The sequence below is a fragment of the Niastella koreensis GR20-10 genome (assembly GCF_000246855.1).
Lineage (GTDB): Bacteria > Bacteroidota > Bacteroidia > Chitinophagales > Chitinophagaceae > Niastella > Niastella koreensis.
The window spans coordinates 5,356,514-5,383,441 of record NC_016609.1 but is presented as its reverse complement, the minus strand read 5'-3'; the positions used below and the strand labels follow the sequence as shown (position 1 = coordinate 5,383,441).

The 26,928-nt window shown below is 43.3% G+C and carries 23 protein-coding genes; 13 read left to right on the top strand and 10 right to left on the bottom strand.

All coding sequences use genetic code 11. The annotated features are described in order from the left end of the window. Positions 1-137: 137 nt before the first annotated feature. On the top strand, positions 138-911 hold the full coding sequence (locus NIAKO_RS21035) for a helix-turn-helix domain-containing protein (RefSeq protein ID WP_133055264.1): 774 nt from the start codon (positions 138-140) through the stop codon (positions 909-911). Here the strand turns inward: NIAKO_RS21035 and NIAKO_RS21030 are convergent. The 4 genes from NIAKO_RS21030 to NIAKO_RS39605 are packed head-to-tail and all read right to left on the bottom strand — an operon-like array spanning position 892 to position 6,107. Continuing rightward, complete coding sequence (locus NIAKO_RS21030; protein ID WP_014220469.1) at positions 892-2,190, bottom strand: hypothetical protein; 1,299 nt, start codon at positions 2,188-2,190, stop codon at positions 892-894. The two genes, NIAKO_RS21035 and NIAKO_RS21030, sit on opposite strands and share 20 nt — an antisense overlap. 32 nt (positions 2,191-2,222) lie before the next feature. Then, positions 2,223-3,791, bottom strand: a complete 1,569-nt coding sequence (locus tag NIAKO_RS21025) for a hypothetical protein (RefSeq protein ID WP_014220468.1) — start codon at positions 3,789-3,791, stop codon at positions 2,223-2,225. A gap of 33 nt (positions 3,792-3,824) precedes the next feature. Beyond that, the gene (locus tag NIAKO_RS37020) at positions 3,825-5,072 is read right to left on the bottom strand and encodes a hypothetical protein (RefSeq protein ID WP_155966932.1); all 1,248 of its coding nucleotides are present in this window, start codon (positions 5,070-5,072) and stop codon (positions 3,825-3,827) included. Between the two features lie 6 nt (positions 5,073-5,078). Beyond that, entirely contained in the window at positions 5,079-6,107 is a 1,029-nt protein-coding gene (locus NIAKO_RS39605) for a hypothetical protein (protein ID WP_014220466.1), read from the bottom strand. A gap of 432 nt (positions 6,108-6,539) precedes the next feature. Between NIAKO_RS39605 and NIAKO_RS21010 the strand changes: the two genes are divergently transcribed. Genes NIAKO_RS21010 through NIAKO_RS21000 form a run of 3 tightly spaced genes read left to right on the top strand, consistent with a single transcriptional unit; the run spans position 6,540 to position 10,877 of the window. Beyond that, the gene (locus NIAKO_RS21010; protein ID WP_014220465.1) at positions 6,540-7,979 is read left to right on the top strand and encodes a tail fiber domain-containing protein; all 1,440 of its coding nucleotides are present in this window, start codon (positions 6,540-6,542) and stop codon (positions 7,977-7,979) included. 55 nt (positions 7,980-8,034) lie between these two features. Next, a complete protein-coding gene (locus NIAKO_RS21005) occupies positions 8,035-9,405 on the top strand; it encodes a T9SS type A sorting domain-containing protein (protein ID WP_014220464.1) in 1,371 nt (456 codons plus the stop codon). Positions 9,406-9,440: 35 nt separating this feature from the next. Continuing rightward, positions 9,441-10,877 carry a hypothetical protein gene (locus tag NIAKO_RS21000; protein WP_014220463.1) on the top strand — a complete coding sequence of 479 codons (1,437 nt, stop codon included), beginning with the start codon at positions 9,441-9,443 and terminating at the stop codon, positions 10,875-10,877. Between the two features lie 74 nt (positions 10,878-10,951). Here the strand turns inward: NIAKO_RS21000 and ku are convergent, their stop codons facing one another. From ku to NIAKO_RS20985, 3 genes are all read right to left on the bottom strand, one after another. Continuing rightward, the gene (gene ku, locus NIAKO_RS20995; RefSeq protein WP_014220462.1) at positions 10,952-11,725 is read right to left on the bottom strand and encodes a non-homologous end joining protein Ku; all 774 of its coding nucleotides are present in this window, start codon (positions 11,723-11,725) and stop codon (positions 10,952-10,954) included. Positions 11,726-12,597: 872 nt separating this feature from the next. Beyond that, entirely contained in the window at positions 12,598-13,452 is an 855-nt protein-coding gene (locus tag NIAKO_RS20990) for an NAD-dependent epimerase/dehydratase family protein (protein WP_242675441.1), read from the bottom strand. 46 nt (positions 13,453-13,498) lie between these two features. Beyond that, the gene (locus tag NIAKO_RS20985) at positions 13,499-14,353 is read right to left on the bottom strand and encodes an AraC family transcriptional regulator (RefSeq protein ID WP_041349080.1); all 855 of its coding nucleotides are present in this window, start codon (positions 14,351-14,353) and stop codon (positions 13,499-13,501) included. A 112-nt stretch (positions 14,354-14,465) separates the two neighbouring features. Here NIAKO_RS20985 and NIAKO_RS20980 point away from each other — a divergent pair, with 112 nt between their 5' ends. The 5 genes from NIAKO_RS20980 to NIAKO_RS20960 all read left to right on the top strand — a co-directional run bounded on the left by NIAKO_RS20980 (position 14,466) and on the right by NIAKO_RS20960 (position 18,729). After that, the gene (locus NIAKO_RS20980) at positions 14,466-15,383 is read left to right on the top strand and encodes an NADP-dependent oxidoreductase (protein WP_014220459.1); all 918 of its coding nucleotides are present in this window, start codon (positions 14,466-14,468) and stop codon (positions 15,381-15,383) included. Between the two features lie 181 nt (positions 15,384-15,564). After that, positions 15,565-16,314 carry an SDR family oxidoreductase gene (locus tag NIAKO_RS20975; protein WP_014220458.1) on the top strand — a complete coding sequence of 250 codons (750 nt, stop codon included), beginning with the start codon at positions 15,565-15,567 and terminating at the stop codon, positions 16,312-16,314. A 56-nt stretch (positions 16,315-16,370) separates the two neighbouring features. Then, on the top strand, positions 16,371-17,243 hold the full coding sequence (locus NIAKO_RS20970; protein WP_014220457.1) for an RNA polymerase sigma factor: 873 nt from the start codon (positions 16,371-16,373) through the stop codon (positions 17,241-17,243). A 104-nt stretch (positions 17,244-17,347) separates the two neighbouring features. Beyond that, a complete protein-coding gene (locus NIAKO_RS20965; RefSeq protein WP_014220456.1) occupies positions 17,348-18,172 on the top strand; it encodes an alpha/beta fold hydrolase in 825 nt (274 codons plus the stop codon). 164 nt (positions 18,173-18,336) lie between these two features. After that, complete coding sequence (locus NIAKO_RS20960; protein ID WP_014220455.1) at positions 18,337-18,729, top strand: DUF3224 domain-containing protein; 393 nt, start codon at positions 18,337-18,339, stop codon at positions 18,727-18,729. 230 nt (positions 18,730-18,959) lie between these two features. Here NIAKO_RS20960 and NIAKO_RS20955 read toward each other — a convergent pair whose 3' ends face one another. The 3 genes from NIAKO_RS20955 to NIAKO_RS39160 are packed head-to-tail and all read right to left on the bottom strand — an operon-like array spanning position 18,960 to position 20,748. Then, the gene (locus tag NIAKO_RS20955; RefSeq protein ID WP_014220454.1) at positions 18,960-19,844 is read right to left on the bottom strand and encodes a helix-turn-helix domain-containing protein; all 885 of its coding nucleotides are present in this window, start codon (positions 19,842-19,844) and stop codon (positions 18,960-18,962) included. 20 nt (positions 19,845-19,864) lie between these two features. Then, positions 19,865-20,494 carry a pyridoxamine 5'-phosphate oxidase family protein gene (locus NIAKO_RS20950; protein ID WP_014220453.1) on the bottom strand — a complete coding sequence of 210 codons (630 nt, stop codon included), beginning with the start codon at positions 20,492-20,494 and terminating at the stop codon, positions 19,865-19,867. Between the two features lie 20 nt (positions 20,495-20,514). Beyond that, on the bottom strand, positions 20,515-20,748 hold the full coding sequence (locus tag NIAKO_RS39160) for a hypothetical protein (RefSeq protein WP_014220452.1): 234 nt from the start codon (positions 20,746-20,748) through the stop codon (positions 20,515-20,517). Between the two features lie 331 nt (positions 20,749-21,079). On the opposite strand from NIAKO_RS39160, the gene NIAKO_RS20940 reads away from it, so the two are divergent. The 4 genes from NIAKO_RS20940 to NIAKO_RS20925 all read left to right on the top strand — a co-directional run bounded on the left by NIAKO_RS20940 (position 21,080) and on the right by NIAKO_RS20925 (position 26,905). Then, positions 21,080-22,075, top strand: a complete 996-nt coding sequence (locus tag NIAKO_RS20940; RefSeq protein WP_014220450.1) for an SDR family NAD(P)-dependent oxidoreductase — start codon at positions 21,080-21,082, stop codon at positions 22,073-22,075. Between the two features lie 20 nt (positions 22,076-22,095). Next, positions 22,096-22,824 (top strand): SDR family NAD(P)-dependent oxidoreductase, encoded by a 729-nt coding sequence (locus tag NIAKO_RS20935; protein WP_014220449.1) that lies wholly within the window; start codon positions 22,096-22,098, stop codon positions 22,822-22,824. Between the two features lie 75 nt (positions 22,825-22,899). After that, positions 22,900-23,703, top strand: coding sequence for an AraC family transcriptional regulator (locus NIAKO_RS20930; protein WP_014220448.1), 804 nt, complete (start codon positions 22,900-22,902; stop codon positions 23,701-23,703). 496 nt (positions 23,704-24,199) lie between these two features. Then, positions 24,200-26,905: an outer membrane beta-barrel protein gene (locus NIAKO_RS20925; RefSeq protein WP_165761242.1), complete on the top strand. Its 2,706-nt coding sequence runs from the start codon at positions 24,200-24,202 to the stop codon at positions 26,903-26,905. Positions 26,906-26,928 lie beyond the last annotated feature (23 nt).

Genomic DNA, 26,928 nt, shown 5'->3' with positions numbered 1-26,928 from the left:
CTGCTTTTGTAAAAACAATAGCGGATGAATGTAAGCCTGATGTTCAGGCTAAACGAATATCGCTTATATGTAATGCGACCGATGTGGGTGAAAAACATTTGTTTGAGGCAAATAAGCTGCGTAAGATATGCCTTACTTTGTTACACAATGCTCTGGAATGTACACAGCCCCGGGGTTTCATCACCGTACAATTGACCATGCAATGCGCAGACGCCGGTACTGATCTACTCATTATAAAAATAACCAATGCCAAAACAGCGCATTCGAACGATAAACATGCCTTTACGTTCGACTGGTATTACCCATTGGTAAAAGAAATGATAGCAGTGTTGAACGGTTATATAGAAGTTAGCAGTAACCTGCTTGATAAAGGAACCGCTTTTACCTTGCAATTGCCGGTATCAAAAGCCGGGAAAAGTATTGATGCAGGTTTAAAAAAGCAGGCAGTTGACCGTACTGCCAAACCATTCAATGTGCACGAATTAAATGACCGGATTAATAATATCCTCAACCGTCAGCAACACCTGTGTAACTATTACTGCGGTCAGTTAACGAAACCAGGTAAGCAGGAGCCCGAAGAAGAAAAACCAGCTCTTTTTTTGAAGCAGGTTTACCAGTTCATAGAACAACACCTGGACGATCCCGGTTTTACCATTGAGAAATTAGCGTCGGGGGTAGCAGTAAGTACCCGTTCCCTGAGCCGGAAACTGAAAGTTATCGCTGGTATCTCCGCCCATACTATGATCAAACATTACCGGTTAAAAAAAGCGGCTGAATTACTTAAATGCGGGCATTGTGTTGAGGATGTGGCCTGGCAGGTTGGTTTCGAAACCAGGAATTATTTCAGCACTGCTTTTAAAAATTTCTATGGATTGTCGCCTACGGAATATGTTAAGAGGAAGCAGGGTTGATAAGTTTTTGAACTACTTGTTTCAACCGATAGTATCCGGAAATAGCTTTCGGGTATCTGTCAGCTATCGGGGATTTATGGGCAACATAGTTGAGCGTACTGGGATGATCGGTGGCTTCTTTATTGTCGCCGTCTGTTGTTAAAAATATATAATTTGAAGTGGAGGGTTGCATAACACTATATCCTTCTTCACCTTTCCCCAACGGAACATTCTGCATAAAACTGGTATTGTCTTTCGCACCGCTGCTCTTTGGGTTGAGGGCCTTTTTATTTGGCAAAAGTCCTCCCATTGATGGCGTACTATTATCGAAAAACGGCTTTTTGAAATTGGTATCTCCCAAATAGTTTGTAACGATGACACCCTCCTCCTTTTTAACTTTTGCTGCGTATTTGGAAAAAGCGGCATTGGTCAACGCTACTTCTGTTTGACTTTTGACAAATATATTTGGAATATGAACAATCAGCGACCTGTATTTTTTGCCGTCTTTCGTTTTGTAATCTACAGCAACACATGGTATTTTTTCGCTATTTCGAGCAACTTTTACTTCAGACCACGTATACGCCCGATGGAGGTCATCCCTCACATATAAGGTCATATTTTGCTTACGATCCTTTGCTCCCTTGGAAGTAAAACCCTGGGAAAACCCCATCTTCCTATACCCGAGTTCAATAGATTTGGTTTTTTTCCCTGATTTGACAGCAAGAGAAGGATCTTTTTCTTCATCAGTCACCGGCACTTCCGTTTTGAGTTTAAAAGTGTCCCGTTCTTCTTTTCCTTCGATGACTGCAATTACGTGGGGAACTGTTTTGTTTTTAAATAATGCCTGAACCTGCTCCTCAAGGTTCGTGGATACCAAGGTCCTCGATTGGAGGGCATCCTTTGCGGCAATATCCTCCCTGGTTACGCCGGTCATTGAATCATCCGTCATCCGCTGTTCTGCAGAGCCTGTGAACATTTTCAATTGCCAGGCTTTGCCAAAATTCTTAGATGCCTCACGTGAAAAAACCCCGATAACACTGAAATATTTTCTGTCTTTAACAGCCATGGCTGTATGTTCTGAGTTTGCCGGGTTTCTTTCTTCATGTTTCAGCAGCGATTTTAAATCGCCAACGCTGTTGGAACGCATTAAGCCCAGTTCGCTGTAAGAACGCTCCAGCCTGGGGGCTTCTTTCTTAAGACTATCTTTAGACCCGGCTTTGGATTCCCCCAGGTCGGCAGATTTTTTATTAACATAAGGCTGCGACTTTGTACGCTTCTTATTGTCTTGCTTCCCTGACATCTTTTCCTGTATTAAGTATATTATCCAGCTGATTATCCTTCCAGCGAAAATGCGGAGATTATATATTCGGCAGCAGCAGCAGGATTGAATGGCGTTATAGTGATGGTAATTACATTCCATCCCAGCACCAGGTAATCGTGAAAATTAGCAGATCGCAGGTCATAATTTCTTAGATCCAATTGATTGACGTTGTTTGAGGATCCCTGCCCTTCCAGGTCAACCACATTGATCACTGTTTGATTACCGTTTACCTTACAGGTTAAAACAATGTTCCCACTTCCTGCTCCTATCCAATGTTTCAGGATCAAAGCATATTCGGTAGTTACGTCGGCCACTTTAAACCCTATATGTAAAGTAGCGCCCGTTCCTTTGTAACCGGCGGGAAACGCTGCCGACATTACAGCGCCAAACCCCTGGCCTGTGACCAGCAGGTCATTCCCCCTGGATCGTATTTTAAAATTTGTTGCCGCATTAATTGGTGGTACGTCGAAAAGATTGTTTTGAAAACTTATTCCCAGGCCCTTGCGGTCACCTTCCAGCAATGGCACCAGTGCATATTGGCCAAGGTCCATTGGCGTTGACTGCGCCAGCGTATTGTTATATCCCGCGGTCAGGGAGGTTTGCAGGGCTGCTTCGCCGTTTCCGGAAGGTAACGTCATTAAATGGGTAGCCTGCACCACCGTCACATTGTGCTGAAATGACAAGGTTTCAAATGCAGTTATTTTTTCGGGAAAGGTTACCAGCCATTCTGCTGCCATTGTAAAATCCAGCCCAAAAAGCGAGAGGTCACTGGGAGGAAGAAGAATGTTCTGGTTATTGGTTCCCCCATTGTCGGAAGGGCCATAATACAACAGGCGGGCCGCAACTTCTTCAGGTAATAGAATGTTGGAACCCGACCCTGTTTCATTATAATCAAATATATTCCACGGGTAAGTTTGTCCCCAGTTCCATTGAATGTATTCTCCGGAAAACTCGTCACTTGTTTGATCCAGGTTTTGTATAAAGGAGTAGGCAGACCAGTCTTTCACACTCATCTCATTGCCCGACGTGGCCTGACGGTTAGTATCATTGGCCATGCCTGCAGTATTTGAATGTGAATGCGCGTGCTCCCAGCTGTGAGAATAACTGGCCCCCAATGAAGCCATCGGCATATCACCAAAAAAACCAAATGAGAGGTCAACGCCAAATGTGTTCACGTTCGACGAGCTGGAACCGGATGTGGTTTGGTTTGTTTGAGAATTGGAAGACCCGGTAGAGATATTGGCGCTTTGTTCAACGTTTGCGTTGATGGTTTTTGGAAAGATCTTTTTGAGGATAATATCAGTGCCCGGATTGCTTACTGATGTTATCCCGGACTGAACATTTATGAGGATCGGGTAATTATTAAACCCGGCTGTTTGGTAATTACCACCTGGTTCCCATCCGGAACCACGTACCTGCAGCCGGTGCTTTACAGTTACGGAATAAGTATTGGATACAGTCAGATTCTTTGTGTCCGGTAATTTGAAGATCTTATAGGTTACAACATCCACCCCTATCTTGTTTTGGGCGTTGTCGAGAATATCGTAAATTTCTTCTTTGATAAAATAGTCATTGACCATGAAAATCGATTTTAATTTTGTTAGCTTGTTTGTTTATGGTCTTTCGTAGATATGTACGTTCGGCGCGTTTCTTGTTTTGCCATCCGCTCCGTTTAAACCGTTCGCGCCGGCTGAACCGGTTAATGAAGCTGTAAGACTGCCATCGTCTTCGTAAAATTTCCCATGTATACCTGCCGCACCTCCTTGTCCTCCTTTGCCGCCATCGCCGCCTTTACCTCCGGGCGAGGCATAGGTTTCAATTGCAAATACAACCGATTTTTGATGCGGGACCGACACAAAAACATCGCAGGTCAATCCCCCGTTGCCGCCTCTTCCACCATTGCCCCCGTTGCCACCGCTACCGCCAAACCCACCGGCGGCGCCCTTTGTAATGCCAAAGGGTGTTACTGATCCGGCAGCGCCATTACCGCCCCTTCCGCCGGCGCCGCCCTCACCGCCAACAGCACCCGGGAAGCCGGGTGCGGCGCCCGCCCTTATTTTGAGGCCTTGTTTTTGAAAGCCCTCCAGTTCACCGAACCGGAGATCTGACAGGAAAAGCATCGCCCCGTTGGCGCCTGTAGATCCATCAGCGCCCTTACTGCCATCACCACCTTTTTGTCCTGTGGAGGCCGCTGAGGCTTCGCTTACACGTATACCCAATGGTGTGGAATGTTGTTTTAGTGGTTCACCAGCTGCGCCGTCATGGCCATTATTATTGAGCTGTTTCATTGGCATCGTACGGGAAGCGATGCTGGGTTGTACCAGGGAAGAAGCGCCTAGTTCGATCACCGCGTGGTTATCTCCTATGTTAGCTCCGGTCGCTTTTAAACAATTCAGGATAAAAACATTGCCTTTCACTACAAGCTTACTTTGAGCATGCAGCACCAACCTGTTTATGGTAAGGTGTAAATAAATTTCAGCCCCGCCGGTATTCCAGGGAAATTCATCGGCATGCGCGCTCAGATCAACCACCTCAAATGGAGCAATGAACAATTCATCAATCGTCATTACTTTTACCGACACCGGGAAATGACTTCGATGCGCTGCGTGATCTTTCCCGGGAAAAACGCCATTCCCGAAAATATAAGCCTCAGCCCTGTCGTGGTCTCCTATGCCTAACCGCGACCGTGGAGAGTTAAGTAATGCATCGAAGTAAACAGCGCTACGCCAGACACGTTCTGCGGCGGCAACAGGACCAAAAAAATGTTTGGCTTCTTCAACAGTTTGAATACGCAGGTAGCTGACGGTGTCAGAGGTGATCAGGTTTGTCTGGTCTTGCATTGATCTGTTACTGCTGTTCATAATTGATCAGTTAGTAACAGTGACATTAATTACCGGTAAACTGCCATTGGTTCCGGCGATACCATTTCCACCCTGGCTTCCGGTATTACCCGTAGAACCGGCGGTCCCATGGTGGCCATGTTTTTGACCCGATCCTCCGCTTCCGCCGTCACCACCTTTACCGCCGGTTCCACCAGCGCCTAATTGGCCGGCACTACCGGGTATTGCAGTCAGCGATAAATTCTCGCTATCGGCTTGAGTGGTTACTGTGATTGTCATCTGATTATTTGAGGAACTGCCATTTCCTCCGTTACCACCCTGTCCGCCGGTACCACCTGCGCCGCCGTTGCCGCCGGCGCCGCCATTGTGATGCTGGCTGCAACTGGTGCTGGATGAATTGCCGCCGTTTCCGCCCGTTCCACCTGTGCCACCCGCTCCTCCCGTTCCTCCGGCGCCACCGGCGCCTCCCTGGGCAAGAATGGTGAAGAGGTCTGAACCGCTCAATTGAATGGTTCCAAGTATAAGGGTTGATACAGGTGTATCCCCACCATTTGTTCCATTCCTGCCGCTTAAACCAATTTTCCCGTCGCCTCCGTCGCCTCCGGGTTGACCATTCTTACCAGATTCTGATTGTCCATTTGTGCCATGGATTCCGGGTGCTCCCATAGCGCCATTTGTACCTGCGGTTCCGTCGGTGCCTGCTACAAGTATCTGGTAATTGTTTTTAGTACTTGGATTTACCAACTGTGTAGTGGTGGCCTTAATTTTCAAATGCACATGAGAAGTAATGCTTCCGCCATCGAACACTATGGTATCGCAGTTGATAACTTTCGGCATACTGTCATAGATTATGTCTGTACTGACGGTTATGATACCTGCACTTACATACTCTATATAAAAAGGCAAATAGTCCTGCACTTTTTGATTGTCTGGCAAGGCGGCATTGACTTGTTGAAGGCCGCTTTTACCTAAATATTTTAGGCAGTCCTGTTCGGTGATAAGTTGTATAATCTGGCCTGCGGGATGTTGGGGAACAAGTTCGCTTTGCTCTTTCATAGTTACAATTTCTTTTACTCGTTAGGCTTTTCGGTTTGGGGCCCCTACAGCGGATGCTTCTGTAGGCAAGCATAATTTTAGTGTTTGCGGTGGGTGAGCTTATTTTGCCGCTGTTGTAAAGATTGCTTTAATACACCGGAAACGCGTTTGTATTCCGGCCAAAAAGGGTTGATTTCCGGCCATATTTTTGGGCCGCTGCAAAATGCACCTCGAAGCCATTCCAATTGATGACTTATATGTGACAAGAGTTGCTGAACCGTTAGTGGCTTCCATGAGTCAGGTATGTCAGAATACGGGTAAACACAATTCCGTTGTTTACGTACAAAAATTCGTCGTTCACATACTTTCCTTTATAAATGGGGTGTATTTGCTGGATGTTCGCCTTTGCTATGAGGTTGGTTAAACGACCAGTTTTTGGAATATAAGAGAATTATGAAAACTACCATATTGTATATGTACCTTAAAACTATCAAAGCCCTGTTATTTTTCGCACTTTGCCTGTTATTCATGTATACTGCAACGGCGCAAGGCGTTGCAGTTAATACAGATGGGTCTGTTCCCGATGCAACGGCCCTGCTGGATGTAAAAAGTTCCACCAAAGGATTGCTGATTCCGCGCATGACTTCCATACAGCGTACCGGCATTGCCACACCGGCAACCGGTCTGATTGTTTTTGATACCGACACCAATAATTTCTGGTATTTTAATGGAACGGCCTGGATGAAGCTCGAAACTGCAGGAAATAACTGGTCGGTTACCGGCAACAGCGCCACTAACACCGCTACCAATTTCATAGGGACCACAGATGATGTTCCGCTCCTGCTAAAAGTAAATAACCGGGTTGCCGGATATATTATCAGTACAACAGCAACAGCAACTAATAATATTACCAGCTGGGGCTACCTGGCATTGGACCAGAATACCACGGGGAAGAAAAACGTAGCAGTCGGAAATCAATCGTTAACGGCCAATACCACCGGCTTGAATAATACGGCGCTTGGTTACCAGTCATTGATGGCCAGCACTACTACAAATAGTAGTACCGCTTTGGGATGTCAGGCGTTAGCAAAAAACAACGGCGACGGTAATACAGCGGTTGGTGCTCAGGCTTTATTTGCCAATACCCTTGGTTTTAATAATGTAGCAATTGGCTTCGGCGCAATGCCGAGTTCAACCGGTTCAACATCTTGTACTGCCCTAGGGTCTAACACCTTATCCGCTCTTACAATAGGTTCTTATAATACGGCAGTTGGTTCTGGCGCTAATGTAAGCGCCGGTACCATTTCAAATGCTACAGCAATAGGGTATGGGGCCATAGTAAACGCCTCCGACAAAGTGCGCATTGGTAATAGCGGCGTATCTGTAATTGAAGGACAGGTTCCTTTTACCACGCCTTCCGATGGCCGGTTCAAGTATAATATAAAAGAAGATGTAAAAGGATTGGATTTTATTTTGCAATTACGACCGGTCACTTATCAGTTCGATGTTCAACGGTTCGATGCCGCCTTTAATGGCAATAATACAACGTACCCTGTAAGCAATATATTACAGGCTTCTTATAATGAAGCGGCTGCCATTCGCCGTACCGGATTTATTGCGCAGGAAGTAGAACAGGCCGCAATTAAAACCGGTTTCGATTTCAGCGGTATAAACAAACCTAAAACGGCAGCAGATCATTATGGACTGAGCTACGAAAGTTTTGTTGTGCCGCTGGTAAAAGCCGTACAGGAACAAAACAAACAGCTTGAAGAGTTGAAGAAAGCGAACAGCCTGATGGAAGCGTCGGCAAAAGAGATGGCTAAAATAATCAGCCTGCAGCAACAGGCGTTGGAAGAGTTAAAAAAACGCGTGGAAAAGCTGGAAAAATTTTAAGCAGTTGTTTTAAACTTCAGTGAAGGTTTGTAAGTATTAAATTAATGTTCGCCGTATGCGTATCACTATTAATTATTTTCTATTCTTTATCCTAACAGTAAGTTCGTTACTGGCAAAGGCACAGGCTGTTAAAGTGCAGGCTGCAACTACCATTTCTACAACAGGTGGGGTTGTGATCGGTTTGCATGATATGGACCTGGACGTTGATGGAACTATAAATCAATTGCCTGCAGATGGTAGTTTTTCATTTACCGGAAACGGTAATAATTATATCCGGGGCCTGGCTGTTCCCCGGTTCGATGTACTTCAAATTGCAAAAGCTGCCAATGCGTCTGTTATATTGCAACAAAACCTTCAGATAGGGTCTGGTATTACGTTTACAGGAGGCCTCATCAACCTCAATACAAAGAATATTTTATTACAACCTGCTGCCTTGTTAAATGGAGAATCTGAAACCAGCCGTATTACGGGCAGCAATGGGGGATACATAGAGATTGTGAACACATTGAATGCGCCGGCCGGTGCTAATCCGGGCAACCTGGGTGCAGCCATTACATCCAGCCAAAACCTGGGTGCTGTAACCATCCGGCGCGGCCATCAATCGCAACACAATATTAATGGCACCGGGTCTTCGATCCTTCGTTATTATGATATCCTGCCTGGTAACAACTCCGCATTAGGAGCAACTTTCCGGTTTAATTATTTTAATGCAGAATTGAATGCACTGGACGCTAACCTGCTTACGCTTTGGCAAAGCCAGGACCATCAGCATTGGACGGATTTGGGTTTTTCAAGCCGCTCAACCACCAGCAATTATGTAGAACAAGCGGCTCTTGGCAGCCTTTACCGGCTCACACTTACCGAAGTGAATAATGCGCTGCCATTAATATGGAGCTCGTTTAATACCCAATGCCAGGGCAATCAATCGACCGTTAGCTGGAAAACATTGCAGGAGCAGAACACTGCATCCTTTACTATACGACGCAGCATGAATGGCAGAGACTGGACCAGCATTGGACGTTTGCAGGCAGCCGGGAACAGCCCAATAACCCAATTGTATACTTTCATTGACCAGCATCCACTGGCGGGCAGCAGCTATTACCAGATCGTTCAACAGGACCTGGACGGTCGTGAAACTTATTCACCTGTGCTGGTTAATCGTTGCGAACTGATTGAAAGTTGCAACGCCTGGCCCAACCCGGTTTATTCCAACTGTATAGTTGCCATACAATCGTCTGTCAGTTATATTTCCACCATACGTTTGTACAACAGCCTGGGCGCCCTCCTTACACAAAAGGTAGTGACTGTGCAGCAAGGCAACAACCAGTTTATGGTGCCTATGAATAATTATTTACCCGGCATGTATACAATGGTTATTGCCGGCGGTAATCGAAGATCCACCACTATAAAAATTGAAAAACAGTAGGCCTCGCATCCATTACTTCAAAACCTGATCATACTATGAATATTAAATACCTGTTATCCGTACCTGCATTTTTACTGGCTGTTGTTACATTTGGGCAAGGCGTAGCCATTAGTGCCGCCACAGCTGTGCCCGATGCCAGCGCCATGCTGGATGTTCAAAGTAGTAGTAAAGGTGTTTTGGTGCCGCGCATGACAATTGCGCAACGCAACGCCATTGCATCGCCTGCCACCGGCCTGCTTATTTTTCAATCAGACAACACCCCTGGTTTTTATTATAACAGCGGTACACCTGCCAGTCCGGTTTGGACAGCATTGACCACATCGGGCTGGAACCTCACCGGGAACAGTGGTATTACGGCCGGTAATTTTATTGGAACCACTGATAATGCTACGGTATTATTCAAAACGAATAACACGGAGCGGATGAATATTGGTAATACCGGGGTGGTAATGATCAATGGAACTACGCCCAAAAGCAGCCTGGATGCATTGGAAGTATTTGGCGCAGGAGCTGCCGGAGCTAATAACGCAGCTTTCGGCTATCCTGTCAATGGCTACAGTGCAGGGACATTCTGTGGAATCTATGGTAATAATCCGGCCACCGGCCAGGGGGTACTGGGGGAAAATTCAGGGAGTGGGATAGGGGTATATGGTGTGGCAGGCGGCAGCGGTACAGGTATACAGGGATATTCAGGTACGGGCATTGGTGTTATGGGGCAGGCAAACAGTAATACCATGCCAGCCATAAAAGGGTATAATCAGCATGTAAACGGAATTGGAATAGTTGGACTGGGAAATAACTTCACAAGCTTCCCTAATTTTGGATCAGGTGCGGGTGTAGTGGCCCAGGGTGAAAATTTTGGTATTACAAGCTTTGCGAGTGCTTCCACAAGCACTGTTACCACCAATAAATGGGCAGGGTATTTCGATTATCTGCCCTCAGGAAGTGGCTTTGCTTTTATAGGTGGCCGTAGTGGTGCTACCGACTATGCCATATTATCAAATGGAGTAAAATCAACCATGGTCAAAGATGATCAGAACCGGAATCGCATCATGTATTGTACCGAAGCGCCGGAGGTTCTTTTTCAGGATTATGGCGCCGCACAACTCCTAAATGGCCGGGTGCATGTGACCATTGACCCTTTATTGGCGCGCAATATTTATGTGAGTACCGACAAACCGCTAAAAGTATTTATTCAACTGGAAGGGGATTGCAAAGGTGTGTATGTGACAAATAAGACCGCTTCAGGTTTCGATGTGATAGAGTTGCAGAATGGTACCAGTAACACGCCGTTCACTTATCAACTGATCGCCAACCGGGCTGATGTTAAAGACCAAAATGGCCGGGTGGTTAGTAGCTTTGCCAATATTCGTTTCCCGATTGGACCAGATAGAATGAAGGGAACGCCCGTAAAATCGTGTGAGACAGTAACCCCCATTTTAAAACGGCAATTGACTCAAACTGAAAATTAACACCTGATTGATTGCCAATAAGTGCGATTTGTTGCGATGCTGAAAACTTTCTGCATATTTACGATTTTGCCCCTTTAAGACGCCTTTTTCTTTTTGGTATTAAGGCTGGCCTGCAATTTTGCCATCAGATCGCTGGTGGTAGCATTATGTACCACTTTCATAGTTTTACCGGTAGTCTTTCCCTGGGCTTTTGCTTCGATTATCGCCATTAATTTTTCTGAATAAGTATCGCGGAATTCTTCGGGGTTGAATTTTTTTGTAAGCTGTCCTATCAGCATGCCGGCCATCTTTAACTCCTCCTTTTTAACTTCCACTTCCGGGATAGTCAGTCCCTTTTCGCTCCGGATTTCATCACTGAACCTTAATCGGTGCATGACTAAAACTTTCCTCATTGCCTTAATTAAACACAGCCATTCTTTGTTATGATATACCAACAAGCCCAAACCTACTTTTCCCTCCAACTGCAAAGCGTCCCGTAACAGCGCATACGCCTTTGCTCCGGCTTTTTCCGGGGCCAGGTAATACGGCTTTTCGAAGTATACGGCATCGATGTCTTTTTCGTCGGTGAACTGGCTGATCTCGAGATGATCGATTTTTTCAGGCATGGCCTTTTCCAGGTCGCTGTCTTCAATGACAACCACTTTGCCCCCGATTTCATATCCCTTTATGATATCAGTTGGTTGCAACTCCCTGCCGCTATTCTCACTGATTTTTTTATATTTTACCCGGCTGTGGTCTTTTTTATCCAGCTGAAAAAAATGAATGTCGCTTTCTTCTGTAGCGGTATACATGCTGACGGGGATGTTTACCAGGCCAAACCCCAGGCTGCCTTTCCACATTGATCGCATACAACCTCAGTTTACTATTTACAAATAAAAGTTACCGGAATTTCGAAATCAATGGGTTAGACAACTGTAAAGGTAAGATACTCCAGGGGAAGATAGCCTCCCCGGAAAAATATATGGAAAATTTATGCCATCTTTTTGCGGGAATTACAGGGTAATTCCGTTTCTATTCAAATACACTTTTCAACTCACCTGGCACATATTCGCCTGGAAATCCCAACTCTCCACTCCAACTCGAATCAGGACTAAATATGCGATATTTTTAGTCAACTTTAATTCATCCTTGTCAATTTATGCAATGGCCTTTACTAACAATGTGTCAACCCTTACTCATTATAGTTAATTAAGGTCCTATTATGTTTTATCAATTCTTATAAAAAGGTCATCAATAACAAACTTTGGAGCATAAGTACGTAAGATTTCGACATGAGTGTTAAACATTTGCATGTAAGTGCAGATTTTTACATGGTAAATGCATTACTTATGCTCCAATGTTATGAACTTATTAGTAAATGTTGTATAGATTTCACCATATTTAACGAGAATTGCTCCAATGTTTGGTCAGGTTGGTCCAATCTTTAGTCAGGTTACTCCAATCTTTATACAGTTTGCTCCAATGTTTAATAGATTGGTCCAAAAGTTAGTTACTTATGCCTCATAGTTTGTTCGAAATGCGGCATTTTAAGTGAGATTTGTCAAAAAATTTAATAAACTGTGACAATGTTTGTAACTTAATTGACATTTTTGCCCCCTGCCATCTTCTATCACGCAATGCAATATTTTTTTATTCTTTTGGATACTAATGTTGATTTGCCCCTTTTCATGCAGGCCAACAAAACCGTAGACGATTGCGTTTTCGACAAAAGGCTGCAACACTATAACAAATTTTCCTGCACGGCCTGGTATACCGTTCTAACCGTTGCCTGAAAGCCAAGTTTTCGCGCAAGTGAAGCATCGATATGAAGATGCCATGGATTTTGAAGCGGCTCACAGGATGAATGCAGTTGCTGGCCAGCCAGTTGAACCAGTTCGTAAATAGATAACGGTGCTTCATCCGAAATATTGATGATCTGACCGTCCATTACACCGGCTAAAGCCATGTGCATGGCCGTTGCAATATCGCGATGATGAATGGTGCTGATCTTCATGGCCGGATGCCATTTGGCAGCAATCGCATGTTGGGGAAGCTGCTCCAGGTGCCCGTCCCCGTCTCCATAAACGAACGGAAATCGCAGAATTGACCAGTTGAGCCCGCTTTCGCGCAAACGCTGTTCGGCTGCGATCTTGCTGGCAGGATAAGCATGTTGCGCAGAAACCTCATCGTTTTCGTTTCCCGGATGCGGATTGTTTGGGTGGTAAACGTGGGCAGTACTTGCCATAATAAAGCGTGCAAGCGGTGCGTGGGTTTTTGCGGCGGCTATCAGGTTGTTCGTGCCTTCCAGGTTGCTCCTCCAGATAAGATCAGTGTCTGCCGTGCGAAATACCGCGGCAAGATGGATGATCGCCGATACATCCTTTACTGCCTGTGGAAGCGAGGCCGCATGCAATAAGTCGCCTTCTACTGCCGTTGCTCCGGACGGTACTTCTTTTCCTGCGCGCAGTAACGCACAACAATTCCAACCCGCTTCCAATAGTCGCGGAAGCAAACGGGCTCCCACCAATCCTGTACTTCCTGTTACTAATATCTTTTCCGGTTGTTTGTTCATGTCCTGGTATTTTTTGTAAAGCAAAGCTCGGAAGCAGGGCTTTAACCGGGCCGGACGAAAGCCGGCAGGTTCAGGACAAATCCTTACAATAACCGGTGATGGTTTTACCGGTCACCTTTTTAAACAGGCGGGAAAAATAATCGGGGTCATTGAAGCCGAGTTCAAATGCCAGCTCCTTTACGGATGACGGTTTGCTGTAATGCATCCGGCGCCTGGCTTCCAGGATCAGCCGGTTGTTCATAAATTCTTTGGGTGAAAATCCGGAATACTTTTTTACGAGCTGGTTTAAGCTATCCGTGCTTAGGGCAAGTTTTTCCGCAATCTCGCTGATGGTTGGATGCTCCGTCAGGCTGTTCTCTACAAATATTTTAAATCCGATGAATTGGGCAAGTCTGTTGTCCGGCGGTTTTTCATCAGCTGCAAAGTAAGCGGTGTTGATTTCCGTAAAAAGGGTGTTCAAATGCGCGAGGATCAATTCAGGATCAGTATCAGGTACGGTTAACAAACCCAGCAGTATTTCAAAGATGGCCCGGACCCGGATTGCAGCCGTTGATGAAAAATGTATTTTTTGCTGGTTCAACGGATTGAGGAGGAACGGGTATTGCCGGGGTAACCGGGAAAGACATTCCTGGTCGAACCCCAGTTTGTAATAATCCTTACCATGTACCTTACCTGGCCACTGTTGAATTTGATGCGGCGATGTGAAAAGTAACTCGTGTTTTCCAACATCGAATAACTCACCATCAACACTAAATTGACTGGAGCCCTCCAGCATGAAAAGAAAAAAATAATAGGATAACCGGTGGGTAAAACCAGCCCGGTTGGCCGTTGTTGAAGGCAGGTGGCCAAACCCAGGTGAAACGATCCGGATAGGCAGTTGATTATGCTGACTGAGGTTTTTGGGAAAAGTATGGATGGTTTGCATGCCCATAATAATTGAAGTTACATAGAAGTGAAGTTTACAAACTAAACTTTAATTTTATCATAGTAAACGAATCAATGTACAACATTAAATATTAAAAATCAGGAGGTTTGTTATGAAAGCGATCGTTGTAACTGACCAGGCCGCAGGAACAGCCGGGATGAAACTGGCGGAACGGCCCGAGCCACAGCCAGCCATAGGCGACGTTATCGTTCAGGTGTACGCGTCATGTATAACTGGGGATGAGTTGTCGTGGCCATCCACCTGGGTCGACCGGCAAAACCGTGACCGCACGCCATCGATCCCCGGTCACGAACTGGCGGGAGTAGTCACCGCGCTCGGTTATGGAACAACGGGATTGTCGGTAGGACAACGCGTGTTCGGCCTCACAGACTGGACCCGCGACGGCGCGCTGGCCGAATATATAGCTGTTGAAGCGCGCAACCTGGCGCCGCTGCCGGGTGACGTTGATTTTACCGTGGGAGCGGCCATTGTGATGCCGGGCTTAACTGCCTGGCAGGGGCTGTTCGATCATGGCCGGCTTCAGGCGGGGCAAACAGTTCTCGTGCATGGTGCAGCCGGCATAGTTGGGTCAATGGCGGTGCAACTGGCACGGGCAGCCGGCGCATACGTTATCGGCACCGGGCGTGCCGACGGCCGTAAGGCGGCGCTCGACTTCGGTGCACAGGAGTATGTAGACCTCGATAAAGACAAGCTGAAAAAGGTGGGCGGAGTTGACCTGGTTTTTGATGTGTTCGGCGGCGATGTTACGAAACAGTCTGCGGAATTGATCCGTGCCGGGGGAACACTGGTAACCATCGCCGGTCCTACAGATGTGCGGCCTGCTAACGGATTGACTATCGACTTCGTGGTAGTACCCGATCGCGCACAATTGAGTGAGATCGTTCAGTGGGTGCGCGACGGTCGGCTGCGGCCAAACATCGGCACGATAGCTACCATGGATGAAGCAGTTGCGGCCTTCAATCCAACCAAACGGAGCAAGGGAAAAACGATCATCCGCTTTCGTTCGTAGAACCCGGATGTCAGGAAGCGCAAAAGGCTGAAGGGCAAGCTTGGGGAAATTTATCACAATGATCTTGGCGGAAACCTTAAGAGACTGGCCCCCGGGAATTTTACAGACTTTTGTAACACGGATAGTTTTCTGTTGTCCAAATAGTGGTAACAATGAAGTTACTATTAAACATCAGTTTATAATGGACAAATTAAAAGGAAAAGTAGCCGTGATAACTGGCGGGAGTAGTGGAATTGGTTTAGCAACAGCCAAAGAATTTATTGCCAATGGTGCAAAAGTGGTAATTTTTGGACGAAGCAAGCAGGCTCTTGACGAAGCTGCAAAAGAACTTGGTTCTATGAGTTATGCTATTCAAGGAGATGTTACCAAGCTTTCAGACTTAGAAAGGTTATACACCGAAACTAAATCAAAATTTGGCGGAATAGATATTGTTTTTGTAAACGTAGGTCAGGGAAAATTAGCCCCCATTGCGGATACAGCAGAAACGTTCTTCGATGAAATGATTAGCGTAAACTTCAAAGGTGCTTATTTCTCGTTGCAAAAAGCCATTGCACATTTAAACCCCAAAGCTTCTGTTATAATAACAACCTCCTGGCTTAATGAAATTGGATTTGGTGGAAGTAGTTTATTAAGTGCCAGTAAAGCGGCTCTTCGTTCCGTTGTTAGAGTAGCGGGTGCAGAACTTTCAGCACAGGGCATTAGAGTGAATGCAGTTAGTCCGGGACCAATTGGAACACCATTTTGGGGTAAAATTGGATTGCCTGATGATATTTTGCAAGGAGCTGCAGACGTAATTACAAATCAGGTTGCATTAAAAAGATTTGGGCAACCGGAAGAAGTTGCAAAAGCTGTTTTATTTCTTGCTTCTGACGATGCTTCCTATATCACAGGGCAGGAGATAGCCGTTGATGGTGGTATTAATCAAATTTAATTTGTAAGTTCACCAACTGCAAATTTTTGATTTGCAGTTGGTTTTATTTCACAAATATGGACAATGCTTTTCAACTGAATTATACTGACCAGGTAGATAGTGACCTGGTAAAACTGGCAATTGGTGGAGATAAGAAAGCTTTGCAAAATCTTATTCAGAGACATCAATTGTTCATTTATAATCTTGCATTGAAAATGACCAGGAGTGTAGAAGATGCAGAAGATTTAACACAGGAAGTTTTTATCAAAGCGATAACAGCCCTGGCAAAATTTGAAGGGAAAAGTAAATTCAGGACCTGGTTGTATAGAATAACAGTGAATCATTTTTTAAATGCAAAAAAAAGTAAAGCAGAATTACAAACAATTGACTTTGAGACTTATTTTAATTCTATCGACAAAGTGCCAATGGAAGAATTAACCGCCATAGAACAAAACGAACTAACAGATACTATTGAGGAAATAAGGATTAGTTGTACCGCGGGCATGTTACTTTGTTTGGATAGGGAGCAAAGGATAATTTACATTCTTGGAGAAATGTTTGAGATTGATCATAATTTAGGCGCTGAGATTGTAGGGATCTCAGCAGGGAATTTTCGTATTCGACTGATGAGAGCAAGAAAAGACCTTTATAATTGGATGAATGAACGCTGTGGTTTGGTGAATAAAGAAAACCCTTGCAGGTGTTCTAAGAAAACAAAAGGATATATTGAAGCGGGCGTAGTTGATCCAAACAATTTAATATTCAATATCCGGCACAAGGAAAAAATCTATGAACTATCGGGACAGAAAGCGGTTTCAATTGCAGAGACAGTTGAAGATCTGTATAAAGGCATTTTTCAACAACATCCACTACAAGAGCCTGTAACTTCCAAAAAGATAGTTGAAGAGATTTTCAACAATAACTTGATTAAGTTAATTTTGAATTTATAAATTAATCTCATTATTTCAAACATCACTACTCCGGAAGGTGGTTTATAATTCATAGTTTGCCAGAATCGACTGGATAGTTAATATTAACAGTTAAAATCAAAAAAATGAGCTATTTAAAATTAAAAGACGGCACTGATCTGTATTATAAAGATTGGGGAACAGGTCAGCCTATTGTATTTCATCATGGCTGGCCGCTGTCAGGCGACGATTGGGATTCGCAAATGATGTTTTTCCTGCAACACGGGTACCGGGTAATTGCGCACGACCGCAGAGGGCATGGGCGTTCTACACAAACTTTCACCGGCCATGAGATGGAAACCTATGCTTCCGATGTGGCACAACTGGTAGAAGCATTAGACCTGAAAAATGCCATACATGTGGGGCATTCAACCGGCGGAGGGGAAGTTATCCATTATGTAAATAAATATGGAAAAGGCAGGGTGGCAAAAGCCGTTTTAATAAGTGCCGTAACGCCTGTTATGGTTCAGGGCGCCAATAACCCGGATGGAATACCTTTGAGTGTTTTTGATGAGATCCGTATGATGACGGCAACACAACGACAACAATATTTTAGGGATTTTTCTATTCCATTTTATGGCTACAACCGTGCGGGGGCGGTTGAAAAACAGGGTATTCGTGATAATTGGTGGCGCCAGGGGATGATGGGTAGTATACTTGCCCATTACGAATGCGTAAAGGCGTTTTCAGAAACCAATTTTACCGAAGATTTAAAAAACGTTGACATCCCGGTATTGGTACTTCATGGTGAAGATGATCAAATAGTACCTGTAAACATTACTGCTTTAAAAGCTATAAAACTTCTTAAGAAAGGAAAATTAATTACCTACCCCGGATTTCCACATGGAATGCCAACAACTGAGGCCGCTACAATAAATAAAGATATTCTGGAATTTATTAAATCGGCTTAATAGTCACAGGTATCAGCTAATATAGGTTTAGGCTTACAAAACAGGTGGGAATGCAATGACGTGTTGCATTCCTGCCTGTTTTGTTTTTTGATAAAATACCACCAATAACGAACACATTTGTTTTGGCCCTATTTATTTATATTTGACGAAACAAAAATAATTTAATGACACACTTCGCAAAAGGTGAATTTGAGGTTAAACTTATTCCTCAGGCAGAAGAACGGGATGTTCCGCTTTTAGGGCGATTAACCATCGACAAGGTTTTTCATGGCGATATAACAGGAACCAGCAAGGGGCAGATGCTTAGTGCGAAAACAGCAGTTCCTGCATCTGCTGGTTATGTAGCGATCGAACGTGTAGAGGCGACTATAAATGGCAGAATGGGTTCTTTTATCTTACAACATAATGCAACTATGAATAAAGGGGAACCCATGCTGAATGTTATTATTGTGCCAGATTCGGGAACAGATGAATTGACCGGCATAGCTGGTAAATTGAACATCATCATAAAAGAGAAGAAGCATTTTTACGAAATGGAATATACGCTGCCGGAGTAATTCACTTTTACCAATCCGAAAGTTGATGCAATATTGAAATTTAATACTCGAGGCCTGGGATTCAATATAGAAGACAGCCTCTTGTTTTTTCCACAGTGGGTTAAGCTTACGAAAAAAGAGGAAACCAAAAAACTAGTTGCTTCGAGATCATGAGCAAATGCTGGGGTGTATGTCCTTAGATGAATTTGTACGGGATTACGCGGACATAGACGGGTTTTCATTTCCTATGTTCAGTTTATGGACTTTGCATAACCTACCGTTTCCCTGTATAGTTGCGGAGACACATCTGCATTGACTTTAAAAAAGCGGCTAAAATAATATTCATCTTCGTAACCGAGTTCGTAAGCAATTTCCTTCACCGTTTTATCGGAGAGGTATAATTCCCTTTTAGCTTCAATGATGATCCGTTCATTGATTAAACTGCTAAGCGTTTTATTAAAATGCCTTTTGGTGATTTTAGCTAATGCTTTAGGTGTTATATAGAGCATTTCCGCATATTCTGCAGGGGAATGCTTGGTCTTAAAATTTTGTTCAATTGCGTCCTTTAGTCTTTGCAGGATAAAGGGAGGCTCTTTTTGATCATTAATTGCAATGTGTGAATCCGGTTGTTGTTGTGCCTTGAGCCTGGCTGCGGTGATCAAAAATATTTTGAGATATGATACCAGTAATTCGTGCTGGGCCAGTTCGGTATTTTGCATTTCTGTTTCAATCTGCCCGCAAATCATTTCTAATGTAGCTGTCGTATGCTCATCAATATGTACAAAAGGCGGGTTGTAAATATTGTTAAACAGTACGCCATTGGCAGACACTTCTTTATGGTGCTTAAAGATGCAAAAGAACTCAGGGTGAAAAAGTATAGCGATCCCTGAAAGGCTGACCTTTGTGTTGAACATATAAGGCTGATATGGAGCAAATGCAAACAAGCTGTTGGCTTCGAATATATGTTCAGTGAAATCAGCGGTTATTGTTCCGCTGCCTTGTTTAATCCATATGAGGGAAAAGTAATTGTTGCGCTGTATATGGTCGAAATGACTGTTGTCCGTAAAGTGAAAAAGCTTAAAGGCAAGGTTGCCGTTTTGAGGATTTATAAGCGTAAAAGCTGATTGGTTAAGCATGTTTCTATTCTTTGCTTGTTTTACAATGCTTCCTTCTCTCTTAACTTTTGCTGTAGTTGTTTAATCTTTGATTCAAGGTCATCAATATACGCTTTCTGTTTGCTGAAAGCAGCCTGTACATCATCCAACGTGTATCGTGGGGTAATATGCTGCTGGCAATTCCAATCATAAGCTTCGACGTGAAAAACCATTATCCGTTCGGGGCTAAATTTATAGCCGCCCGGGGATAAAGATTCATACAAAGCGGGGGCATCCTTTATCTCTACGATTTCAGCTTTTGCCAGTACTTTCAGCCTCGCCTTTGACGGATAATCCACCATTATCAAAGACACGTTATTATTAGTCATTATATTGCCGACAGAAATATACTGCATATTACCGCGAAAATCGATGCATCCAATGCTTTGCGGGTCCAATACTTTTAAGAATCCTTTGGGGCCGCCGCGATGCTGAATGTAAGGAAAATGGTTTTCTCCAATACTTGCCAGATAAAAACTATCCCTTTGCTCAATGAAATCGACTTCATTTTTTGTAAGACCGTCTACATACGTGCTTCTTTCCATTCTTGCGTAGCTGGAGCGGCTACCATATTTTGCCTGCAGTTCTTTAACGGTGTCTGTAAAAGCCAGGCTCGCAAAATTCTCTGCCATGCTGATTTCTTTTTTAATGGTTAATCTTTTGACGAAGGCTGTTTCGCTGCTGTCGAACAGGATTTTGATTCCTGTTGCAGCACTTCATCCCACAAGCTGTCACCGCATTCATCTGCGATAACTACCGGTTTTGGCGATGTATTGTCAGGCTGTGGTTCATTTTCGTCAAATTCCTTCCAGGCATCTTCGGCCATTTGGACCTTTTGCAGGGCGGTCTCAACGGTAAATGGAGGAAGAGGGTGTCGTTGTGTCATTTTTAGATTTTTATCCTACAAAACTGACACTAATCCCGCAGTATTAAAATGGATGATAATCGCAAAGGGATGGACAGTTTTCAGGTCAGTATCGAAAAAAAACGGCTTACGATGCCGGTTTTTTTGAATGAAGGACGTCTATTCAAATTATTAAAATTACCCCCTCTTCAAATCCAAATACTACCGCTCACAGAATACCTTTTTTTGAAAGCGTATACTACCTGGCCGTAGCCTGGCCTTTTAAACAAAGCATATTCGGACGTTTAAACAAAGCTACCCCAAAACAGCTGCGCTATTTTTGTTCCATCAAAGACAATTAAAAATTTTAAAAATGGAACAAACAAATTACAACGGAGCATTACAGCATTCAACAGGATCAGGCTTCAACGCAACCTCAACAACAAGTGATGTGATCAAAGGCATTGACCTTTCAGGAAAAATTGCCATTGTAACAGGGGGGAACACAGGCATTGGTTTAGAAACGACAAAAACGCTGGCTGCCGCAGGGGCAACGGTCATTGTGCCTGCAAGAGATACAGCAAAAGCAAAGAAGAATCTGGCATCTGTTGCCAATGTGGAAATTGAACCCATGGATCTGATGGATCCAGCATCTATCGACGCATTTGCCGAAAAGTTTTTGGCTTCGGGTCGCCCCCTTCATTTACTTATCAATAATGCAGGTATTATGTGGGTGCCATTGCGTAAAGACAGTCGTGGCATTGAATCACAGTTAGCCACCAATTATTTAGCACAATTTCAATTAACCGCCCGGCTTTGGAATGCACTCAAAAAAGCCGGTGGCGCAAGAGTGATCAATGTATCTTCACACGGACATCAATTCGCCCCTTTCAATTTTGAGGACCCTAATTTTCTCAACCGGGAATACGAAACCCTGCAGGCGTATGGCCAATCAAAAACTGCCACCAATTTATTTGCGCTTGAATTAGACAATCTTGCCAAAGCCTATAATGTAAGAGCATATTCATTGCACCCGGGTTCTATTGGCGGAACTGAATTAGGAAGAGAGGCCCCGTTGGAACTGTTTCAAAAAATGGGTTTTTGCGATGCGGAAGGCAATCTTTTACCAGAAGTGGCCGCCTCGTTAAAAACGATCCCTCAGGGTGCAGCCACAACGGTTTGGTGTGCCACCAGCGCTTTATTGAATAATATAGGAGGAGTGTACTGCGAAGATGCAGACGTTGCCGAATTGACTGCCGACACTTCCATGCCTACTGGCGTAAATCCTTATTCATTAGATAAAGCAAGTGCCAAACGCTTATGGGCATTGAGCGAAGAAATGACCGGCATTACTTTCCGCATTATTTAATCAACTTTTAAAAAACTAAAATGAATGATTTAAAAAATAAAGTAGCGGTTATTACCGGTGGCAACAGTGGCATCGGGTATGCTACCGCAAAAGCGCTTATCGAAAAAGGCGCAATGGTCATCATCACCGGTAGAAGAAAAGAAGCGATTGAAAAGGCAGCCTCAACACTCCATGTAAGTGGAGTGGTGGCTGACCAATCCAGCTTGTCTGACATTGACATGCTGGTATCGGAAGTGAAAGCGCAATTTGGCAAAGTAGATATTTTACTCATCAATGCAGGCATTACAAAATTGGCCTCCATTGAGTCGATGACTGAAAATATGTTTGACGAAATAATGAATGTAAATTTCAAAGGGGCTTATTTTACATTAAGTAAATTTATTCCCGTTTTAAATGATAACGCATCGGTGATATTTTTATCGTCAACATCCGCAACCATTTCCCCTCAAAGCGCATCGGTATATGCAGCAAGTAAATCTGCCATCAATGCCGTTATGAAAATTGCAGCGCTTGAATTGGCTTCCCGTAAAATTCGTGTGAATGCAGTTAGCCCCGGGCCTATTGCTACGGAAATCATGAATAAAATTGGACTGGATGCTACTCTTGAGGAACAACTCATTGGCAGTATCCCATTATCAAGATTAGGGAAGGCCAATGAAGTAGCCGGTTTGATAACTTATTTATCGGGTGACGAATCTTCATTTATTACAGGGGCAAATTTCCTGGTTGATGGCGGTCAATCCATATAAATGAATATCATGATTATTTCTATTTTTGTATTCCTAATTACCAGTCTGAAGAAAGGACTATCAAAAAAATAAGATATGGAATATCAGGCAAAATATATAACCGAGGATATTAAACTGTCTTGTTACGAAGATAAGTTTTTTAAATCGGATATTATGTTCGACCATCATATGCTCATTTGGTTTATTTCGGGCGAGACTAAGATCGTACAGGCAGATGCGACTTACATTTTTAAAAAAGGCGATATATTTTTGATACCCAGAAATCAACTGGCAACGATCATAAATTATCCCAAAGACGGGCAGCCCCATAAAACCGTGGTGATGCACTTGTCAACCAAAAGGCTCAGCGAATTTTACGTCAACCTGCCTGTAAAACCTAAAGCCTCGGAATCGCAGAAAATATATACATTCAACCACCATCCCCTGCTTGAAAGTTGTTTGGCGTCCCTGATCCCGTACTTCGAAATGAAAGAGATTCCCGAGAATATTGCATCCTTGAAAATTACAGAAGCTATCAGTATTCTCAGGGCTATAGACAAGGGGATAGACAACGTGTTGGCGAACTTCGAAGAACCCGGGAAAATAGATCTGGCAGACTATATGGAAAAGAACTTTATGTTCAATCTGCCATTAGAAAAATTCGGTTATCTAACCGGTCGTAGCTTAACAACTTTCAAACGGGATTTTAGTAAAATATTCAACACTACACCTCAGCGTTGGCTTACGCAAAAGCGATTGGAATTGGCACACTATCAGTTTGTTGAAATGAAAAAGAAACCAATTGACGTTTACTACGAAGTTGGTTTTGAAAACTTATCGCACTTTTCCTATGCTTTCAAAAAACATTTTGGGTACGCACCTACCGACCTGGCTGGATAATTACAAGCTTAGCAGGAAAGCAGGGCCGTTTGGTTCAAAACAATGTGCATCAACTAAGCTGCGCAATATAGTCGCTCAGGTCATTTACATAACTTCCTCAACGCTTTAATTCAAATTCAACGACTTAAATAACATATATTATATAATAAAGTCAACAATTGCTGTAATGCAAAATGTAAGATTTTATGATAGATGCAAAATGCCTGGCAATTGCCAGGCATTTTATTTTCCCCTAAAAAGGCTATTCACGTGTATTAACTTCGGGTCGCCCAGTTATAAATATCTGAATTATCATGCAACATATATCATATCGCCTTGTCTCTATAACGGTATTCGTTATTTGCATGCTACCGCGGTGTGAAGAGATAGTATAGCCGTTAAACAACTGAATTAGAAAATGAAAATCATTTTATTGCTTTTTATGTGTATAGCCATATGCACAACATCCTTTTCGCAGGCAACACTTAAGGGAAAATTAATAGACAGTATAGCAAAAATGCCTCTGAGTTTAGCTACCGTAACTGTTTTTAAAGCATCTGATACCGCCATAATCACTTACAGGCTAAGTAACCCTGAAGGTGATTTCAAAATTCCTGGGTTACCCTTTGATGTGAAATGCAGGGTGGTAGTTTCGTATAGTGGCTACATTGGGTACAGGAAAGAATTTACTGTTAGAAGCGATCAGCCTGTTTTAGACCTCGGTACTGTTTACATGTCGCCCGCTTCCGTAGCAATGCAAGAAGTGGTTGTATATGCAGAACGGCCACCGGTTATAATTAAAAAGGATACAGTTGAATTTAATGCATCTGCTTTTAAAACATTACCCAATGCGCTGGTAGAAGATCTTTTAAAAAAATTACCTGGGGTACAGGTAGATAAAGATGGAAATATCATGGTTAATGGGAAACCTGTTAACAGGATATTGGTTGATGGGAAAACATTTTTTGGTGATGACCCAAAGATGGCTAGCCGTAATTTGCCGTCGCAGGTGATCGATAAAGTGCAGGTAACAGATGATAAAGAAGAGATGTTGCGTAATGGAGATGATAATGCGAACAACGTAGGCAAGGTGATCAATCTTACTTTAAAAAAGGGGATTAAGAAAAGCATGTTCGGTAAAGCCTATGCCGGTGGCGGTGGCGGGCCGCAGGGTGGCCGGTATGAAATGGGAGCTATAGCAAATATTTTTAGGGACACACTGCAGGTAAGTGTAATGGGCTATTCCAATAACCTTAACCGCCCCGGGTTTAGCGTAACTGATATGCGGCAAACAATGGGTATCAGCCGTTCAATCGAGACGATGGGAGGTAACTCTAACAATAACAACAATACCAGTAATTTCGGTTCCTCCTTCAGTATCAATGATATCAATTTTGGAGGAGAATCACGGAACGGTGGTATAACAAAAAGTGATGGCGTGGGCATTAACATCAACCATTCGCCCAGCAATAAACAATCTATCTACGGTCAATATTTTTATGGGCGTGTTCATACGGACGTGGAAAATGAGAACAGAACCGAGATCTATAAAGAAGATACTGTAATAAGTAATTTTTCAAAACAGTACTATTCCGAGATCGGTAATTCGCATGTGTTTGGAGCCGGGGCAAATTTAAAGCCCGACTCTACAATAAACTTCAACATTGGCTTAAACTATGTAATATCCGGAACCAAATCTGAAAAAAATGATGCAAGAAGTGGCGTCAATAATTTTCTTGGAGACTTAAACAACGGTATTGTAAATAGTATAGGTGATCTGAAAACCAACATGTATAGTCATAATATAATGTTCACCAAACTATCCAAAAGTAAAAAAGGGCGACGATTGAATATTACGCAATACATGGGATGGAGCGAAAGAGACAGAGATGACTATACTAATGCTCGCATTTCATACCAGCAACCTGTTGGTAAAGATACCGTTTACCGTCAATTGCGTAATGAATGGGTGCCAACGTGGACGGCTAACGTGGCCGGAAATTACAGCGAACCTCTGATCAAAAACTTTTTCTTTAGACTAGGTGCACGCTACGATTACGAAAAAATGGATGACAAGGTAGGCACGTTTGCAAATAACACAAGTAGCCCTATCAAAGATCTGAGCAGGAGGTTTAGCAGGGAAAGCAACAAGTATAGCGTTTCCGGGGGAATTGAATACAGGTATAAAGACTTTACTTTCCGGCCAGGCATACGTTATCAATCGCAAAGATTTGATAACAATATATACTCATTAAATCAGTCAATTTCACAGGAGCAGCATAATGTTCTTCCACAGTTTGATTTTGTATATAAGAAATTATCGCTGTCGTATAACCGGGATGTTGTGTTGCCTTATTACAGCAACCTGATACCGGTATTGAACAATAGCAACCCTTATATGACAAGGTTGGGTAATCCTAATCTTCAACCGGCGTTGCAGGATAGGGTACGTATTACATTGAACACTTATAGCCCTAAAAGTACTTTGGGTGTATGGTCATGGTTTGAAGCTTCGCAATCGAAAAATGTGATAGTAGATAGCATTGCGTTGGATCAGAGTGGCATACAAACAATATACCCCGTAAATGCAAATGGGTATAAACGTGTTGCGACTAATTTTGGTTTGTACCAGAATAAAAGGAATTCGAAGAATTTTATGATTCCCTGGAATTTTGGTACCTGGACCGAATATGTTCGAAATTATTTTTATTATAATGGAGTACGAAGCCTACAAAACAGATTGAATTGTAATTTCTGGAGTGGCATTGGATTTAATTGGGATGATAAGTTGGAACTTAACCAGGAATACTCCTTTAGTTACCGGTTTGTAAAGAATAGTAATGCTGGTTTTGAAGATATCAAAACATATAGCCAAACAATCGGTACAGAAGTAATAGTCCGTTATATAAAACATGTAATTTTTGATACAAGATTGCGTTTAATTACCAACAATATGTTTGATGATCCCACATTGAAAAAGATATATCTATGGAATGCAGCAGTAAATTTTACTTTCTTTAAAGATGAAAGAGCAGTATTGAGGATAAGTGCAAATGATATATTGAACCGGGGGAAAAATGTGTACATGTCGCCTAATCAAAATACAGCATTCTTTTCTAAGGGAGATGTGCTGGCGCAGTATTTTTTGGCAACATTTACTTATAATCTAAGGCCTGCAGGCGCAAAGAAAACAGCTGCAGGTGGAAAGTGGTCTTTGTTTTAAGCGGTTCGTTGAAAAATAATGAT

Coding starts and splice junctions, on each gene's coding strand:
- NIAKO_RS21030 (WP_014220469.1), bottom strand. CDS start 2,190: ATGTCAGGGAAGCAAGACAATAAGAAGCGTACAAAGTCGCAGCCTTAT.
- NIAKO_RS21025 (WP_014220468.1), bottom strand. CDS start 3,791: ATGGTCAATGACTATTTTATCAAAGAAGAAATTTACGATATTCTCGAC.
- NIAKO_RS37020 (WP_155966932.1), bottom strand. CDS start 5,072: ATGAACAGCAGTAACAGATCAATGCAAGACCAGACAAACCTGATCACC.
- NIAKO_RS39605 (WP_014220466.1), bottom strand. CDS start 6,107: ATGAAAGAGCAAAGCGAACTTGTTCCCCAACATCCCGCAGGCCAGATT.
- NIAKO_RS21010 (WP_014220465.1), top strand. CDS start 6,540: ATGAAAACTACCATATTGTATATGTACCTTAAAACTATCAAAGCCCTG.
- NIAKO_RS21005 (WP_014220464.1), top strand. CDS start 8,035: ATGCGTATCACTATTAATTATTTTCTATTCTTTATCCTAACAGTAAGT.
- NIAKO_RS21000 (WP_014220463.1), top strand. CDS start 9,441: ATGAATATTAAATACCTGTTATCCGTACCTGCATTTTTACTGGCTGTT.
- ku (WP_014220462.1), bottom strand. CDS start 11,725: ATGCGATCAATGTGGAAAGGCAGCCTGGGGTTTGGCCTGGTAAACATC.
- NIAKO_RS20985 (WP_041349080.1), bottom strand. CDS start 14,353: ATGCAAACCATCCATACTTTTCCCAAAAACCTCAGTCAGCATAATCAA.
- NIAKO_RS20980 (WP_014220459.1), top strand. CDS start 14,466: ATGAAAGCGATCGTTGTAACTGACCAGGCCGCAGGAACAGCCGGGATG.
- NIAKO_RS20975 (WP_014220458.1), top strand. CDS start 15,565: ATGGACAAATTAAAAGGAAAAGTAGCCGTGATAACTGGCGGGAGTAGT.
- NIAKO_RS20970 (WP_014220457.1), top strand. CDS start 16,371: ATGGACAATGCTTTTCAACTGAATTATACTGACCAGGTAGATAGTGAC.
- NIAKO_RS20965 (WP_014220456.1), top strand. CDS start 17,348: ATGAGCTATTTAAAATTAAAAGACGGCACTGATCTGTATTATAAAGAT.
- NIAKO_RS20960 (WP_014220455.1), top strand. CDS start 18,337: ATGACACACTTCGCAAAAGGTGAATTTGAGGTTAAACTTATTCCTCAG.
- NIAKO_RS20955 (WP_014220454.1), bottom strand. CDS start 19,844: ATGCTTAACCAATCAGCTTTTACGCTTATAAATCCTCAAAACGGCAAC.
- NIAKO_RS20950 (WP_014220453.1), bottom strand. CDS start 20,494: ATGGCAGAGAATTTTGCGAGCCTGGCTTTTACAGACACCGTTAAAGAA.
- NIAKO_RS39160 (WP_014220452.1), bottom strand. CDS start 20,748: ATGACACAACGACACCCTCTTCCTCCATTTACCGTTGAGACCGCCCTG.
- NIAKO_RS20940 (WP_014220450.1), top strand. CDS start 21,080: ATGGAACAAACAAATTACAACGGAGCATTACAGCATTCAACAGGATCA.
- NIAKO_RS20935 (WP_014220449.1), top strand. CDS start 22,096: ATGAATGATTTAAAAAATAAAGTAGCGGTTATTACCGGTGGCAACAGT.
- NIAKO_RS20930 (WP_014220448.1), top strand. CDS start 22,900: ATGGAATATCAGGCAAAATATATAACCGAGGATATTAAACTGTCTTGT.
- NIAKO_RS20925 (WP_165761242.1), top strand. CDS start 24,200: ATGCCTCTGAGTTTAGCTACCGTAACTGTTTTTAAAGCATCTGATACC.